Annotated in this window: 13 protein-coding genes and 1 tRNA gene; 5 read left to right on the top strand and 9 right to left on the bottom strand. The window is 63.6% G+C overall.

Annotated elements, in window-relative coordinates:
- The first annotated feature begins 187 nt into the window (after positions 1 to 187).
- From trxA to W930_RS0101855, 3 genes are all read left to right on the top strand, one after another.
- Entirely contained in the window at positions 188 to 514 is a 327-nt protein-coding gene (gene trxA, locus W930_RS0101865; RefSeq protein WP_023596553.1) for a thioredoxin TrxA, read from the top strand.
- Between the two features lie 192 nt (positions 515 to 706).
- Positions 707 to 1,969, top strand: coding sequence for a transcription termination factor Rho (rho, locus tag W930_RS0101860; RefSeq protein ID WP_023596554.1), 1,263 nt, complete (start codon positions 707 to 709; stop codon positions 1,967 to 1,969).
- 229 nt (positions 1,970 to 2,198) lie between these two features.
- Positions 2,199 to 3,200: a tetratricopeptide repeat protein gene (locus W930_RS0101855; protein ID WP_023873919.1), complete on the top strand. Its 1,002-nt coding sequence runs from the start codon at positions 2,199 to 2,201 to the stop codon at positions 3,198 to 3,200.
- Between the two features lie 169 nt (positions 3,201 to 3,369).
- Here the strand turns inward: W930_RS0101855 and W930_RS0101850 are convergent, their stop codons facing one another.
- Positions 3,370 to 4,422 (bottom strand): Fe(3+) ABC transporter substrate-binding protein, encoded by a 1,053-nt coding sequence (locus tag W930_RS0101850; RefSeq protein ID WP_023596556.1) that lies wholly within the window; start codon positions 4,420 to 4,422, stop codon positions 3,370 to 3,372.
- 399 nt (positions 4,423 to 4,821) lie between these two features.
- Here W930_RS0101850 and W930_RS0101845 point away from each other — a divergent pair, with 399 nt between their 5' ends.
- Positions 4,822 to 5,925 carry a patatin-like phospholipase family protein gene (locus W930_RS0101845; protein ID WP_023596558.1) on the top strand — a complete coding sequence of 368 codons (1,104 nt, stop codon included), beginning with the start codon at positions 4,822 to 4,824 and terminating at the stop codon, positions 5,923 to 5,925.
- Positions 5,926 to 6,052: 127 nt separating this feature from the next.
- Here the strand turns inward: W930_RS0101845 and W930_RS25630 are convergent, their stop codons facing one another.
- The 5 genes from W930_RS25630 to W930_RS25625 form a co-directional block, all read right to left on the bottom strand.
- Positions 6,053 to 6,790 (bottom strand): C40 family peptidase, encoded by a 738-nt coding sequence (locus W930_RS25630; protein ID WP_080685069.1) that lies wholly within the window; start codon positions 6,788 to 6,790, stop codon positions 6,053 to 6,055.
- A gap of 311 nt (positions 6,791 to 7,101) precedes the next feature.
- Positions 7,102 to 8,697: an ABC transporter ATP-binding protein gene (locus tag W930_RS0101835; protein ID WP_023873917.1), complete on the bottom strand. Its 1,596-nt coding sequence runs from the start codon at positions 8,695 to 8,697 to the stop codon at positions 7,102 to 7,104.
- Entirely contained in the window at positions 8,694 to 9,803 is a 1,110-nt protein-coding gene (locus W930_RS0101830) for an ABC transporter permease (RefSeq protein WP_023596561.1), read from the bottom strand. The genes W930_RS0101835 and W930_RS0101830 overlap by 4 nt, the downstream gene beginning before the upstream one ends.
- Position 9,804: 1 nt before the next feature.
- Positions 9,805 to 10,860, bottom strand: a complete 1,056-nt coding sequence (locus tag W930_RS0101825) for a microcin C ABC transporter permease YejB (RefSeq protein ID WP_023596562.1) — start codon at positions 10,858 to 10,860, stop codon at positions 9,805 to 9,807.
- A 43-nt stretch (positions 10,861 to 10,903) separates the two neighbouring features.
- Positions 10,904 to 12,973 carry an extracellular solute-binding protein gene (locus tag W930_RS25625; protein ID WP_023873916.1) on the bottom strand — a complete coding sequence of 690 codons (2,070 nt, stop codon included), beginning with the start codon at positions 12,971 to 12,973 and terminating at the stop codon, positions 10,904 to 10,906.
- A 255-nt stretch (positions 12,974 to 13,228) separates the two neighbouring features.
- Between W930_RS25625 and W930_RS25620 the strand changes: the two genes are divergently transcribed.
- A complete protein-coding gene (locus W930_RS25620) occupies positions 13,229 to 14,080 on the top strand; it encodes an aspartyl/asparaginyl beta-hydroxylase domain-containing protein (RefSeq protein ID WP_023596564.1) in 852 nt (283 codons plus the stop codon).
- A 114-nt stretch (positions 14,081 to 14,194) separates the two neighbouring features.
- On the opposite strand, the gene W930_RS25615 is transcribed toward W930_RS25620, so the two are convergent.
- The 3 genes from W930_RS25615 to W930_RS0101800 form a co-directional block, all read right to left on the bottom strand.
- Positions 14,195 to 15,427 carry an MFS transporter gene (locus W930_RS25615; RefSeq protein WP_023596565.1) on the bottom strand — a complete coding sequence of 411 codons (1,233 nt, stop codon included), beginning with the start codon at positions 15,425 to 15,427 and terminating at the stop codon, positions 14,195 to 14,197.
- 133 nt (positions 15,428 to 15,560) lie between these two features.
- Positions 15,561 to 15,902, bottom strand: a complete 342-nt coding sequence (locus W930_RS0101805; protein WP_023873915.1) for an FKBP-type peptidyl-prolyl cis-trans isomerase — start codon at positions 15,900 to 15,902, stop codon at positions 15,561 to 15,563.
- A 129-nt stretch (positions 15,903 to 16,031) separates the two neighbouring features.
- Positions 16,032 to 16,125 (bottom strand) — tRNA-Ser (locus tag W930_RS0101800).
- Positions 16,126 to 16,212 lie beyond the last annotated feature (87 nt).

Genomic DNA, 16,212 nt, shown 5'->3' with positions numbered 1-16,212 from the left:
CGCGCAAGCGTTTGCGATTTCCGCTAAGATGAGCACAAACTGCATTGGCGGGCGCTATTGAAGCCCGCGATTGCAGCCTCCATATGGGGAATGCACGCCCGGAACGTCGGGTGACATCTCCAGCGTCGGCGAGAGCGAGGGGCTTTCGCCGCACGTTTCCGAATAGTCAGACGAGGCAACAATACTCATGAGCGAAGCCATCAAACACATCTCCGACGCCAGCTTCGATGCGGACGTTCTGAATTCCGACAAGCCGGTGCTTCTCGACTTCTGGGCAGAGTGGTGCGGTCCGTGCAAGATGATCGCGCCCATCCTGGAAGAGGTCACGAAGGAATACGGCGACAAGGTCCAGGTCGCCAAGATGAACGTCGACGACAACCAGGCCACGCCGGCCAAGTTCGGCATCCGCGGTATTCCCACGCTGATCCTGTTCAAGAACGGCGCCGTCGCCGCTCAGAAGGTCGGCGCCCTGTCGAAGTCGCAACTGACCGCGTTCCTCGACGGCAATCTGTAATCCCCGCCGGTGGGAGCATACGCCGGGGCCTTTGTCGCCACAGTGCGACACCCCGGCGGCGCGCAGGCAGGACAGTGCTTGCGCGCCGCGCTGCTTGCTATATAATCCGGCGAAAAGCATCTCAAAGTTCTTCGAGCGTTCGCTCACTTTTCCCTGATCCTTCACTTGTCGTCCGATGGACGGCACCTCCGTATGCATTTATCCGAACTAAAGTCCCAGCACGTCTCCGAGCTGCTTGAAATGGCGAACGGTCTCGAGATCGAGAACGCGAACCGCCTTCGCAAGCAGGAGCTGATGTTCGCCATTCTGAAGAAGCGCGCAAAGTCCGGCGAAACCATCTTTGGCGACGGTACGCTCGAGGTGCTGCCGGACGGCTTCGGTTTCCTGCGTTCGCCCGAAACGTCGTATCTCGCCAGCACGGACGATATCTATATCAGCCCGTCGCAGATTCGTCGCTTCAACCTGCATACCGGAGACACGATCGAAGGCGAAGTGCGCACGCCCAAGGACGGCGAACGCTATTTCGCGCTGGTGAAGGTCGACAAAGTCAACGGCCACCCGCCCGAGGCCTCGAAACATAAGATCATGTTCGAGAACCTCACGCCGCTGCATCCGAACAAGCCGCTGCTGCTCGAGCGCGACATTCGCGGCGAGGAAAACGTCACGGGCCGCATCATCGACATGATCGCCCCGATCGGCAAGGGCCAGCGCGGCCTGCTGGTCGCCTCGCCGAAGTCGGGCAAGACGGTCATGCTGCAGCACATCGCGCACGCCATCACCGCCAATCATCCGGAAGCCAAGCTTTTCGTGCTGCTCATCGACGAGCGCCCGGAAGAAGTGACGGAAATGCAGCGCTCGGTGCGCGGGGAAGTGATCGCGTCGACGTTCGACGAACCCGCCACGCGTCACGTGCAAGTCGCCGAAATGGTGATCGAGAAGGCCAAGCGCCTGATCGAAATGAAAGAAGACGTGGTGATTCTGCTGGACTCGATCACACGTCTGGCTCGCGCCTACAACACCGTGATCCCGGCATCGGGCAAGGTGCTCACCGGCGGTGTGGACGCCAACGCCCTGCAGCGCCCGAAGCGCTTCTTCGGCGCGGCGCGCAACGTCGAGGAAGGCGGCTCGCTCACGATTATCGCCACGGCCCTGATCGAGACCGGCAGCCGCATGGACGACGTGATCTATGAAGAATTCAAGGGCACCGGCAACATGGAAGTGCACCTCGAGCGCCGCCTCGCGGAAAAGCGCGTCTACCCGGCGATCAACCTGAACAAGTCGGGCACGCGTCGCGAAGAGTTGCTCATCAAGCCCGAGATCCTGCAGAAGATCTGGGTGCTGCGCAAGCTCATTTACGACATGGACGAAGCCGAGGCAATGGAATTCCTGCTTGGCAAGATCAAGCAGACGAAGAACAACGCCGAGTTCTTCGACCTGATGCGCCGCGGCGGCTGATCCCACCGACAACGCCACGAAGCATCACGAGAAAAAGCCGCGACCCTGTCGCGGCTTTTTCATTGCGCCCGCCTGCCGGCGGCGCCGACCTCCGCCTTCACGTAGGCCGCCCCTGCCCGCGCTTCACCCGGCGCGGTTCGGGCTGTCACGATGACTGTTATATGATGGGACGTACCGTGCGCCGGTCGCCGGCACGCCTCCCCCCTGCTGTTCCCGAAGGAGAAATGCAATGTCCGAGCAAGACGATTTGATGACGGAAGCCTTTGCCCACCTCGAAGCCGGCGACCCCGAGTCGGCACTGGAGATCGGCAAGACGCTCGAGTCGATGCGGTACTCGGGCGCCTATGAGGTGCAGGCGATGGCCTATGCCGACATGGATGAAATGGAGCAGGCGGTGGCGGTGCTCGAAGCCGGCGTCGCCCATGCACCGGGCGTCTGGCTGCTATGGCAACTGCTTGGCAACTATCGCTCCGATCTGGGGCGTTTCCCCGAAGCGATCGAAGCCTACGAGGCCGCCGCCAACTGCGCCCCCGATGAAGACCTCGTGATCGTCGACTTCAATCACGCCAACGCGCTGGCACGACACGGCGACCTGCCCGCCGCGCAGAAACGTCTCGATCGGGTGCTGGATAGTCCGCATCTCGCCCAAGCGGGGCGGGCATTCATCGAAAACGCCGTGACATTGCGCATGCATCTGTTCAATGCGCAGGGAGAGCCCAAGGCCGCCATCGCGACCTACGAAGCCCTGCACAAGCAGGAGCATGACGAGGAAGGCAGCAACGTGTCGATGGCCGACGTGCTGGCCGAATTGTCGCTGGCTTACAAGCAGTCGGGCGACAACGACAAGGCGCTCGCCCATGCGCTCGAAGCCGTGCAGTTGTACAAATGGAGCGAGGCCGCCCTGTGGGCGCTGCGCGCGGCTCGCGAGGCGCAATCGGACACCGCGCACATGATGCATCTGATCGTGGAAGGCGAGTGGTTCGAGCCGCTCGAAGACGAGGACCCCGACGGCCCGCCGCCGTCGTTCGTGACCACGTACGACGTCGTTGCCGACGACGAGGCGGAGGCGCGTCGCCTGATCGCCGAGTGCGAGCCGCCGCAGGTGCGCGAATCGCTGCGCGTGGTGGAAACGCACCCCATCGAGCACGATCCGGAGGCGCCCACGCCGTACAAGGGTGTCTATGCCACGGGCGACTACCACATGTACCAGCCTGGCGACGATATCGACTGACCGATGACGGACGCGCCGCCGGACGACGATAACGCGCGCGCGGAACACGAATGCCAAGCGGGCACCGGATCATCTCCGGTGCCCGCTTCGTTTCGATGCCGGCATCCCGCATCGGTATGCCGGATGGTGTCCGGACGCCAACGCCCTCGCGTCCGGTGCGCCGCGCTTTTTACTTGTAACCCGCACGATCGAGGATACGCTGCGCTTCGGGCAAGTTCCTGGCGATGGTGCCGATGGATACGTCCTCCGCCTTGAACTCGCCCAGCGCCGCGAGCGCCGGGTTGTCGAGCTTGGTCGTCGGCACGGCGGGCCACTCGTTGTTGCCGTTGGCGAAATACTGCTGCGCCTCGTCGCTGGCGAGGTACTCCAGGAACTTGACCGCGTTCGCGTGATTTGGCGCGTGCTTGGCAATGCCGGCCCCCGCCACGTTCACATGCGTACCCTTGCCGGCCTGATCCGGCCAGATGAAGCCGACCTTCGACATCAGGGCCTTGTCCTCGGGCTTGTCCGAACGCGCCATGCGCACGTAGTAATACGAGTTCGCGAGCGCCACGCCGCACTCACCGGTGGCCACTGCCTTGATTTGATCGGTGTCGCCACCACGCGGCGCGCGCGCGAAGTTCGCCACCATGCCTTCCGCCCACTTCTGCGTGGCTTGCGCACCGTCGCGTGCAATCAGCGCGCCGACGAGCGACAGCATGTAAGGGTGCGAGCCCGAGCGCGTGCAGACCTGCCCCTTGTGCGACGGATCGGCCAGCGAGGCGTACGTCTGGACCGTCTTCGGGTCTACCTTGTCCTTGTTGTAGACGATCACGCGCGCCCGGGTCGAAAAACCATACCAGTCGGTGCCCGCCTTCGACGCCGCGGCATGCAGCTTGGCCGGAATGCGTGCATCGAGCGTTGCCGACTTCGTCGGCTGGAACAGACCCGCTTCGTCCGCCTTGGCCAGACGCGCCGCGTCGACCATCAGGATCACGTCGGCCGGGCTCTTGGCGCCTTCGCTCTTCAAACGCTCGAGCAGCGCAGCGTCGTCTGCCTCGATGCGGTTGATCTTGATGCCAGTCTGCTTGGTGAACGTGCCGTAGAGCTGCTCATCGGTCTGGTAGTGACGCGCCGAGTAGAGGTTCAACACCTTCGTTTCCGCTTGCACGGCGAACGCCGTACATGCTGCGGCGCCAAGCACCGTCAGTCGCGCCAGTTTGCCGATCGTCTTCGCCTTCATGGGCCATTCCCCCGCCGTCGTGGTTTCGTAGAGAGGAACAGCATAATGAAAAACGCCGATCAACGCAAATGATTCCCATTATTGTTAGACAGGATATTCTGGCTTGCCGCTGGAATCGGTGGAGCGTCGGGGCCAGGCGGGGAATCCGCCAGGAATGGGGGGCTCGCGACGACAGCGATCGAGCGATCGCCGCCATGAAGATGTGGCAGATAAGATGAGTCGGCCCCGTAAAGGTTCCACAACATGTCGCCGCTCGTCGATGACACCCTCCAAAAGTGAACTGATTTATGCCCGGGCGGCTCCAATCGCCGTAAAATTGCGCGTCGACGCACCGCCTCCCCACCCTCCCGGGCGATTCGGGGGCGCCGCGCGCTTGTCCTGCCCTGCCGGAGTTTCTCCTTGTTGTCGTTGATCAGAATCCTGCGCCGCGCTGTCACACCGACAGCCGACGGCGCCCCCGCCGTGCCCTCGTTCCCGGAATCGGCATCGCCGCAAGCCCTGCGTCGTACGTCCATCTCCGCTTCCTCCCCGCGCACTGCCCTGAGCGCCCTGGCCATGCTCGCCGTGCTGGGGGGTTGTGCAAGCGCGCCGTCGGTCGACTCTCAGGGCAACGCGCCAGACACGCCGCAGGTGGCACAAGTGCCCGCGTCGCCGACGACCCCGGCGACGCCGCCCAAGGTCGTTCGTCCCCTCAAGATCGGACTGGCGCTTGGCGGCGGCGCCGCACGCGGTTTCGCGCATGTGGGTGTCATCAAGGCCCTCGAAGCGCGCGGCATCCATGCGGATATCGTCGTCGGGACCAGCGCCGGCAGCGTGGTGGGTGCCATGTATGCGTCGGGCCTGAACGGCTTCCAGCTCAACCGGCTCGCCTCGACCATGGATGAAGCCTCGATCAGCGACTGGACGATGCCGTTCCGCTCGCGCGGCATGCTGCGCGGCGAAGCACTGCAGTCGTACGTCAACAAGATTCTCAAGGACCGTCCGATCGAACAGATGCCGCGCCAGTTGGGCATCGTGGCGACCGATCTGCAAAGCGGTGCGCCGATTCTGTTCCGGCGCGGCAATACCGGCCAGGCCGTTCGGGCGTCGAGCAGCGTGCCGGGGGTGTTCGAGCCGGTGCACATCGGCACGCGCGACTATGTCGACGGGGGGCTCGTTGCCCCCGTGCCAGCGGAATATGCGCGCCAGATGGGTGCCGACTTCGTGATTGCCGTCGACATCTCGGCGAATCCGACGGCGCAGGCGACACAGGGGCAGTTCGACATCCTGATGCAGACATTCACGATCATGGGTCAGTCGATCAAGCAGTACGAGCTGGAAAAGAATGCCGATGTCGTGATTCGTCCGTCGCTCGCAAAAATGGGCGCATCGGACTTCCAGGGCCGCAACCGCGCAATTCTGGCGGGCGAGGAAGCCGTCGCGAAGCAATGGCCGCAAATCCAGCGCAAGCTCGCCGAAGCGCAGTCGGATGCGACGCGCGGCATGCCGCAGGCCTCTCGCTGAGCGTTTCGACTCGGGGTTGCGATGCGCGGGCGGTCCCGCGCAAGATCCAGACGCAATCCGGGACGTCCCAATGAAGAATGCCGCCCAAGGGCGGCATTCTTCATGTCTGCGGCAAACGCCGGAAAACTTACATCGGGTGATCGTTCTTGAACAACTGCTCGACGCGCGTCAGTTCGGCGCTGGCCTTGAGCGTTTCGACGCGACGGGCACCGTTGTAGCGAGCCGACCAATACGACTCGCGCAGATCTTCCACACGAATCTTGCCGCCGGTCGCCGGGGCATGCACGAACTTGTCGCCGCCAATGTAAATACCGACGTGCGAAAAACTGCGACGCATCGTATTGAAGAACACCAGATCGCCCGGCTTCAGGTCGGTCTTGGCGATACGCTCGCCGACCTGGCTCATCTCTTCCGAGCGGCGCGGTAGCATGAAGTTGAGCGTGTCCTGAAACACGTAGCGCACGAAGCCGCTGCAATCCAGACCGCTGTCAGGCGTATTGCCGCCGTACTTGTAACGAACGCCGATGTAGTTCAACGCGCCGAGCACCACGTCCGACGCCTTGTCGGTCACGTTCGAGAGCAGCTTCTGCGCCCGTTGCACACGCGTCTCTTCGACGGCTGCCTGCGGGACATCGGAGGCTGTCGTGGCGACGTTGGACGAAGCGTTCTGGGAATTCGCGGCGCCCGCGCTGTTGCCGGACTTCGCGGCCTTGGCTGCCTGAATGGCTTCGGCGGCGGCGCGTGCGGCGGGTGAGGGACCGTTGTTGTAGTCGTCTGCCTTCGCCGTCAACGAGGCGGTGACGAGGCCGGCAGCAGTGAACGCGAGAAGGAGAGTCTTGCGGGTGCGCTTGGGGATCGTCTGCATTGGTCGCCGGGTTGGTTGAGTCGGATGGCCGATGAGTAGCTCGTCAGATACAACAGGATGCTGTGGTGCTGAAACCCTTCGAGTTACGCCCGGCAGTCTCACCGCCGAACCTGTCGCCTGAAATGACCTGGTTAACTCGTTGAATATTCAACTTAATTGGTACGCGATAGTAATGTGAACGTCACATGATGTCAAAAGGTAATAGAAAAAAACAATCAGCACAATCGGAAAATTTTCATTACCAATCAAGCGCTTGTGATTTAGCCGACATTCCGCGACGTTACGCGGTCTTTCACGCCGACGTCACGGACCTACAGCATGGCTGCCGCCACCAGTTCCCGCGTGTAGTCGTTACGCGGATCGAAAAATACCGATTCCGTATCGCCCTGCTCCACCAGACGGCCGTCGCGGAACACCAGAACGCGATGCGCCATCGCGCGCATGACCGCCAGATCGTGACTGATGAAGAGGTAGCTCAGGTTGTACTTGATCTGCAATTGCGCGAGCAAATGAAGCACCTGCTGCTGAATCGACACGTCAAGCGCGCTGGTCGGCTCGTCGAGCACAAGAATCTGCGGATCGACCACGAGCGCCCGGGCAATCGCGATCCGTTGTCGCTGGCCGCCGGAAAACTCGTGCGGATAGCGTGACATCGCCCGTGCATCGATGCCCACCTCGCGCAGCACGTCGGCGACGCGCGCGCGCCGCTCGTCTTCCGTCAAATGCGGACGATGCAGCGCCAGCCCTTCGCCGACGATTTCCTCGATCGTCATGCGCGGCGAGAGCGAGCCGAACGGGTCCTGAAACACGATCTGCATCTGGGAGCGCAACTTGCGCTGTGCGGCCCCGCGATACGACGACAACGGTTCGCCGTGAAATGCGATCTGCCCTTCGCTCGCGCGCTGCAGGCCGAGCAGCGCCATGGCAAGCGTCGACTTGCCGGAGCCGGACTCGCCAACCACGCCCAGCGTCTCGCCCTGGCGCAGCGCGAGATCGACCGGGTGCACCGCGCGAAAGCGTCCGCGCCGGAACCAGCCGCGCAAGCCGGGCTGCGACATGGCGTAATCCACCGCGACCCCCTTCGCCTCGAGCAATACGGGCGCAATCGGCAGCACTGGATGAATCTCCCGCTGCGGACGGCTGTCGATCAGCTTGCGCGTGTATGGATGCTGCGGATTGGTGAAAAGCGTCTCGGTGTCGGCACACTCCACAAGCACGCCCTTCTCCATCACGGCCACGCGCTGGGCGAAGCGCCGCACGAGATTGAGGTCGTGCGTGATCAGCAGCACGGCCATGCCGCGCTTTTCGGCCGCGTCGCGCTGTAGCTCCAGCAACAATTCGATGATCTGTGCGCGAATGGTCACGTCGAGCGCGGTCGTCGGCTCGTCGGCCAGCAGGAGCTTCGGACGGCAGGCGAGCGCCATGGCAATCATGGCGCGCTGGCGCTGCCCGCCCGAGAGTTCGTGCGGGAAATGCGACACGCGACGCTCCGGCTCAGGAATGCCCGTGCGACGCAGCAGGTCGACGGCACGTGCTTTCGCGTCCTTCGGCGAGAGCCCTTCGTGCAATTCGAGCGCTTCCGCGATCTGTTCCCCGATCGGATAGAGCGGATTGAGGGCGGTCATCGGCTCCTGGAAGATCATGGCGATGTCATTGCCACGCATGCCGCGCATCGCGCGCTCGCTCACCGACGCGAGGTCCACGCCGTCGAGCAGTATGCGTCCCCGAACCTGCGCGTCCTGGAGCAGCCGCAGGATCGCCAGCGCGGTCACGCTCTTGCCCGACCCCGACTCGCCGACCAATGCCACGCGCTCTCCGCGCGCGATCGCCAGGCTCACGTCCTTTACCGCCTCGGTGTCGCCAAAGCGCACCGACAGATTCTCGATACTGAGCAGCGGTGCGTTCACATTGCCCTCCCGGCCGCGGCCTGCTTGTCCGCCATGCGCGTGTCGAGCGCATTGCGCAGGGCGTCGCCCATGAACGTGAGCAACAACAACGTGAGCACCAGCACGACGAACGTCGCGAGCGAAATCCACCACGCGTCGAGATTCGCCTTGCCCTGATTGAGCAATTCGCCCAGGCTCGGGGTCGGTGGCGGCACGCCGAGTCCGAGAAAATCGAGACTGGTGAGCGAGAGGATCGCCCCGCTCATGCGGAACGGCAGGAATGTAATGACGGGCGTCATGCTGTTGGGCAGCACGTGGCGCCGGATGATCTGCCAGTTCGAGAGCCCCATGGCGCGCGCAGCACGAACGTAATCGAGCTGCCGATTGCGCAGAAACTCGGCACGCACGTAATCCGACAGTCCGATCCAGCCGAACAACGACAGCAGCACGAAGAGCAGCCACAGATGCGGCTCGAAGATCGACGCAAAAATGATGAGCAGATAGAGCTCCGGCAGCGAACCCCATATCTCGATCAGCCGCTGCAACGTCAGGTCGATGCGCCCCCCGTAAAAGCCCTGCACGGCGCCGGCCAGCATGCCGAGCAGCGTGCCGGAGATCGTCAGCGCCAGTGCGAAGATCACCGACAGGCGAAAGCCGTACAGCAGGCGGGCGAAGACGTCGCGACCGCGGTCGTCCGTGCCGAGCCAGTTCTCGGCCGACGGCGGCGCCGGGTTCGGTACCTTCGCGAAGTAGTTGATGGTGTCGTAGCTGTAGCGCACGGGCGGATAGATCGCGAAGTTGTCGCCCGCGCGAATGCGCGACTCGATGAACGGATCGAGATAGTCGGTCGGCGTCGGGAAGTCGCCGCCGAAGGTCGACTCGGGATAGGTCTTCACCAGTGGGAAATACCAGTTTCCTTCGTACCGCACGACCCACGGCTTGTCGTTGGCGATGACCTCGGCAAAGAGACTGAGGCCGAACAGAATGACGAAGGCGACCAGGCTCCAGTAGCCCAGCCGCTGCTGGCGAAAGCGTCGCCACACGCGCCATCGCGGCGAGCGCGAAGGCGATGCGCTCGACGCGGCAAGGGACGACGGACGAGGCGTTGGCGTGGTGGATCGGGTCACGTCAGTGCTCCAGTCGATCGAATTGAATGCGCGGGTCGACCATCACGTAGCAGAGGTCGGAAATGAGCTTGGTCACCAGACCGATGAGCGTGAAGAGATACAGCGAGCCGAGTACGACGGGATAATCGCGACGCTGCACCGACTCATATGACAGACGGCCCAGACCATCGAGCGAGAACAGGGTTTCGATGAGCAGGCTGCCCGCGAAGAACGCCCCGATGAACGCGGCCGGGAACCCGGTGATGAGCGGGATCAGGGCATTGCGGAACACGTGCTTGAACAGCACCTTGCGCTCGGAGAGCCCCTTCGCGCGCGCGGTAAGCACATATTGACGGCGAATCTCGTCGAGAAACGCGTTCTTCGTGAGCATGGTGATCACCGCGAAACTGCCCACGACGGACGCCGTCACCGGCAGCGTGATATGCCAGAGGTAATCGGTGATCTTCGCGGGCCACGACAGTTCGCTCCAGTTGTCGGAGACCAGTTCGCGCAGCGGGAACAACTGCCAGAACGTACCGCCGCCGAAGAGCACCAGCAGCAACACGCCGAGCACGAAGCCAGGAATGGCGTAGCCCACGAGCACGACCATGCTGGTGAGCGTATCGAAGCGGGACCCGTTGCGCACCGCCTTGGCGATGCCTAACGGCACCGATATCAGATACGTCAGGAAAAACGTCCAAAGACCGAGCGAAATCGACACCGGCAGCTTCGAGACGATGAGCGACCATACGCTCTGGTGGTGAAAGTAGCTTTGTCCGAGATCGAATCTGGCGAAGCGCTTGAGCATCAGCCAGTAACGTTGCGCCGGCGTCTTGTCGAAGCCGTACAGGGCCTTGATCTGCGCGAGCTGCTGCGGGTCGATGCCGCGACGTCCTCGATACTCGCTGCCGCCCCCGCCGCTCGCTTCCCCACCGCCGCCGGCGCGCCCCTTGAGCTCGAGCATGACCTGCTCGACCGGCCCGCCCGGCACGAATTGAATGACCACGAAGGTCAGCGTGATCACGCCGAGCAGCGTCGGAATCATGATCAGCAGTCGTTTGAGGATGTAAGACCACATGGCTGGGGGACGGCTCCTATCAGTGTCTGAAGCGCGGCAAAAGCTATCGGGCGACGCCGGACGCGACGACAGGCGGCGCCACCGGCTGCGGTCGATCCGTCGAAGGGGGCGTGCCGGACGCCGAAGCGCGGCCCCGCTCCAGACGCGAGTCCCACCACATCGACACCAGCCAGCCTTCGGCGGTGAAGTACAGCGGCAACTTGTCCGGGAAGTGCAGATACTGCTTGTAGGCCATGCGATGGGTGGACGAGAACCAGTGCGGCACGATGTAGTACCCATGCATGAGCACGCGGTCGAGCGCGCGTGCGGCCGCGACGAGATCGTCGTAGGTGCGCGCACGCACGAGTTCGCCAAGCAACGTATCGACGGCCGGGTCCTTGAGCCCGATGACGTTGTCGGACCCCTCCACGTCGGCCGAACGGCTGCCGAAACGGTCGAGCAGCTCGGTGCCCGGAATCTGCGAGTCCGGATAACGCAGCGAAATCATGTCGAAGTCGAACGCCTCGAGGCGCTTCTGGTACAGCGCGAAATCGCTCGTGCGAAAGTTCAGCGTGATGCCGAGCTTCGCGAGATTGCGCGCGTAGGCCGAGGCGACCGGCCCCATCGCCCCGCCGTCGTCGAGGAATTCGAACACGAACGGCTCGCCTTTCGCATTGCGCAGCGCGCCGTCGCGATAGGTCCAGCCCGCCTGCGCCAACAACTCACGCGCCTGACGCAGGTTTTCGCGCAGGCTCGCGGGTGGAGCAGTCGTCGGCTGCACGACCATCGGCCCGAACACGGCCGGGTCGAGCGACTTGCGCAGCGGATCGAGCAGCTTGCGCTCGGCCTCACCCGGCATGCCGCGTGCCGCGAGGTCACTGTTGGTGAAATAGCTGTAGATGCGCTGGTACTGGTTGTAGAACAACTGACGATTCAGCCACTGGAAGTCCAGTGCGAGGTCCAGCGCGCGGCGCACACGCACGTCGCGGAACTTGTCGCGGCGCGTGTTCAGAATGAAGCCCTGCATGCCGGCCGCATTGTGATGAGCGAATTCGCGCTTGACCAGTTCCCCGTCGCGAAAGCGCTTGCCCACGTAACTGCGTACCCAACTGCGCGCGCGATATTCGGTGGTAGCGTCGAATTCGCCCGCCTTGAAGCCTTCGAGCCGCACGATATCGTCGGCGTACATCTTGTAGACGATGCGCTCGAAGTTGTAGGTCCCGCGCCGCACCGGCAGGTCGTTGCCCCAGTAGTTCGGGTCGCGGTGGAAGGCAATGCGACGGCCGCCTTCGTACGACTCGATCAGATACGGACCACTCGCGATCGGCGTCTCGAACGTGATGGCGTCGAATGCTTTGCGCTTGCCGTCGGCCCCCACGCCCCACTTCGGCGAGAACACCGGCACCGACGCCGCGAGCAGCGGCAGGTCGGGACTGACACGCCGGAAGTCGAAGCGCACCCGACGATTGTCGATCACCGTCACGCCCTTCACGTCGGCGAGCATCACCTTGTAACCCGGCGCTGCCTGCGGGCTCATGAGGGTGTCGAACGAGTATTTGACGTCCTGGGCGGTCACCGGGTCGCCGTTGTTGAAGTGCGCGGCCCGATTGATGTGAAACGTGACCGACGCCCCGTCGGGCGCCACCGCGATATCGTCGGCCAGCAGGCCGTATACGGTCGCCGGTTCATCCGCGCTGCCAATGCCGAGCGTCTCGAACATCAGGCCCGACACGCCGGGCGGCGACGTGCCGCGCAGCGTGAACGGATTGAATTTATCGAAGCTCGTGCGCCGGTCCGGATTGGCCAGTGTGAGCGTGCCGCCACGCGGCGCATCCGGATTGACGTAATCGAAGTGCGTGAACCCTTTCGGATATTTCGGCTCGCCGTACTGCGCGATGGCGTACTTGGCGTGTGCCTCCGGCGCAAACCACAGGATCGCCGACACAACGATGCCGACGACGGTCATGGCGAAGCGGGTCGAGAAGCGCGCGCCGGACACGATGGACGCAGCGCACGCGAAGGTCTGGACGACCGGCGCGACGACGGCGCGCATCGACGCCGTTCGTCCGGCAATACGTGAGGCGGCAAACGAGGCCTGCGTCGAGTGTGGATGCCGTGTTGTGCGCGCGTTCATGCGTCTCCTGTATTTGTCGGCGAGCCCCCGCCTGCCGGGGCACGGACGCATCCAGCCCCTCCCCCTGCCGCCGGTCGGAATCTCTCGCGGCCCGTGCTCGCGCAGCTTTGCCGCACGAGACTTGGCGTCACGACCAGACCGCGCGACAATTGTACCCAAAAGCCCGGCGATCACCGCACTGAAAGACACATGCGCGCCGGCCCGGTTCCCCCATCCGCGCCCTGGAGGCCGACGTTGCCCGCAACACGATCCCCCGTGCAAAACCCCAACCGCACCCTGCCCCGCTGGCTCGCGAAATTCTTCTTTCAGTGTGTCGAAGCGGCGCAGCGCCTGATTGCCCGGGGTTCGCTGGTCGGCGACAAACCCATCTTCGACAATGCGCAGTTCCCGTGGGTCGAAGCGATCGAAGCGCAGGCACCGGCCATCGCGCGCGAACTCGAAGCGGTGCTTGCCACGCCGGGCCGTCTGCCCGCGTTCCACGAAATCTCGCCCGACGTTGCCACCATCACGCAGGACCATCAGTGGCAGACCTTCGTGTTTCTCGGCTATGGCATGCGCGCCGAGCGCAATCTTGCACGCTGCCCCGCCACCGCTGCCGCGCTCGACGGCATTCCGGGCCTGCGCACCGCCTTCTTCTCGATCCTCTCGCCAGGCAAGCAGATTCCGCTGCATCGCGGCCCCTACAACGGCGTATTGCGGCTGCATCTTGCGCTGAAGGTGCCGCGCGAGCGGGAGAAGTGCTGGATCGAGGTCGACGGCCAGCGCTATGTGTGGCAGGTCAATCGCGCCGTCATCTTCGACGATGCATACCCGCATCAGGTGCACAACGACACCGACGAGACGCGCGTGGTGCTGTTCGTCGATTTCGAGCGCCCGTGCAAGCCACCCGTTTCCTGGCTCAACCGGCTGCTCCTCGCCTTCGCCCCGCTCACGCCCGAGCTTCAGCAAGCCAAGGCGAATCACGAGAAGTGGGAGCGGGACTATTACTCGGCGCCCAAGCCGGCCGCGGGTGATCCCGCCGGACCTGTCGGCGCGTCTGCCGCACCGTCCGGTGCGAGCGACGCACATCGCGCCGAAACGCTGTCGGACGAGCGGGCTCATCACTGAGCGTCGGCCCATGAAAAACCCCCAAGGGTTGGCGGTGCATCCAACGCTTGGGGGGGAATTTCAAAACTCGCTGGCGCCTTTCTTGTCTTTTTTGTTTACCGCGCGGCACGCCTATCACGGCTGGCGTGCCGGATGCGCAAGCGGATCGTGCGCGGGCGGCGGCACGAAATTCGCCGCCAGCACGGCCACCAGCGCCGCGGCCGTCATTGCGCCGATGCCCAGCGCGGCGTCGCCGAAGTGCAGGTACGCCAGCTTCATCGATTCGATCACCGCAACGGCCACGACAATGGTAATCATGCTGAGCATGCCGGCGACCGTGGCACGGTTGGGGCTATCCACCGCGAACAACGACTGGCGATACACCACGCCGTAGCACATGCCCATGCCGAACGCGTGCAACGTCGTGCCCACGAGCAGCGCCGGATATCCCGGCGCGAGAATCGCGGTCCCGATGAGCGAGACGGCCGCGCCGATGAGCATCGCCGCCACACCGGTGGCCAGCACGCGAGCGTTCGACCAGCGACCCACCTGACGCGACAGGAGCAGATTGCCGAGAATCAGCGCCGCGAACACCGGCAACTGCAGCAGTGCATATTGCATCTGCGACATTCCCGCACGCTCGATCAGGAATACCGGGCCGAGCGCAATCCATGTGAGCAGCGGCGTCACCGCCAACCCGGTGAGCACCGCACCGCGCCAAAAGCGCGTGCTCGAGAGCGGCAGCCTGTAACCCTGCCACAACGAGCGGGCGTTGAGCGCGCTGCGATCGTGTCGCGAGAGTTCCGGCATGGTGCGGTACAAGCCGACGAAAGAGACCACGGCGACCAGCGCGATCAGCCAGAAGATGCTGCGCCACGACAGGTACGACACCACGGCGGCGCCCGCGAGCGGGCCGAACATCGGCGAGAGCAGCGAGACGTTCGCCATGAGCGCCATGACCCGCACGGCAGTCTTCTCTTCGAATGCTTCATGGACAGTCGGATAACCCACCGTCAGCACGAAACAGCAGCCCATGCCCTGAAGGAAGCGCAGCAGAATGAATTGCGACATGGTCTGCACATAATGCATCGTCACACAGGCCGCGATGAACATGACCAGTCCCGAGAGCAGCACCCGGCGCCGCCCGAAGCGATCGGCCAGCGGGCCGAGCAGCCACTGCAGGCTCGCATTGCCGAGCATGGCGGCCGTCAGGGCCAGCGTAATCATGTCCGCCGTCGCACCGAACTCGCGCGTGACGAGCGGCATGCCCGGCATGATCATGTCGTTCGAGACGTAGACGGCAAACTCGAAGAGCACCAGCGACAGGGGAAACCAGAATCGTGAGACAGGCTTGGCGAAGTGAGACACCTCGTTAAGGCTCCTTTGTGCGGCCACGGCTCGTGACAATGGCGCACGTAAAAAGACAACACCCCCGGCGCCTGCGAGGCACCGGGGGTGTCTGTTGCATCGACTATGCCGTATTCGTACGGCTTTCGATGGTTCAGACGTCCAACAGTTCAACCTCGAAGACCAGCGTTGCGTTGGGCGGAATCACACCGCCGGCGCCGCGGGCGCCGTAACCGAGTTGCGGCGGAATGACCAGCTTGCGCTTGCCGCCGACCTTCATGCCCTGAACGCCTTCGTCCCAGCCGCGAATGACCATGCCGCCGCCGAGCACGAAGTCGAACGGTTGGTTACGGTCCTTGCTGGAGTCGAATTTCGTGCCGTCGGTGAGCCATCCCGTGTAGTGCACGGAGACGGTCTTGCCTGCGACGGCTTCGGCGCCTTCGCCCACTTGCAGGTCGTCGTATTCCAGGCCGGAAGAGATGGTGATGGTCGACATGTTGATCCTCGCTCGAAAGGCGGATGATGGGATGATACCGACGCGCGAGATATCGCCAACGCGCGAACTCGGGAAAGAAAAAACCCCCGGCTCTCCGCGAAGAGCCGGGGGTGTTCCGCCAAGGCGACTTGGCGGAGACGGAGGGATTCGAACCCTCGATCCAGGTTTTGGCCCAGATGCTCCCTTAGCAGGGGAGTGCCTTCGACCTCTCGGCCACGTCTCCCAAACTTGTCGTCACATCAGGGAGGTGATGTAACGAAGGCGTGATATTACCTACTGTTCGCGGTGTCGTCAAACATTATGCGCATGG

The sequence above is a fragment of the Pandoraea sp. E26 genome (assembly GCF_000681415.1).
GTDB classification, from domain to species: Bacteria; Pseudomonadota; Gammaproteobacteria; order Burkholderiales; family Burkholderiaceae; genus Pandoraea; species Pandoraea pnomenusa.
The sequence above is the reverse complement of the archived record's forward strand: the minus strand, read 5'-3'. Positions and strand labels throughout refer to the sequence as shown.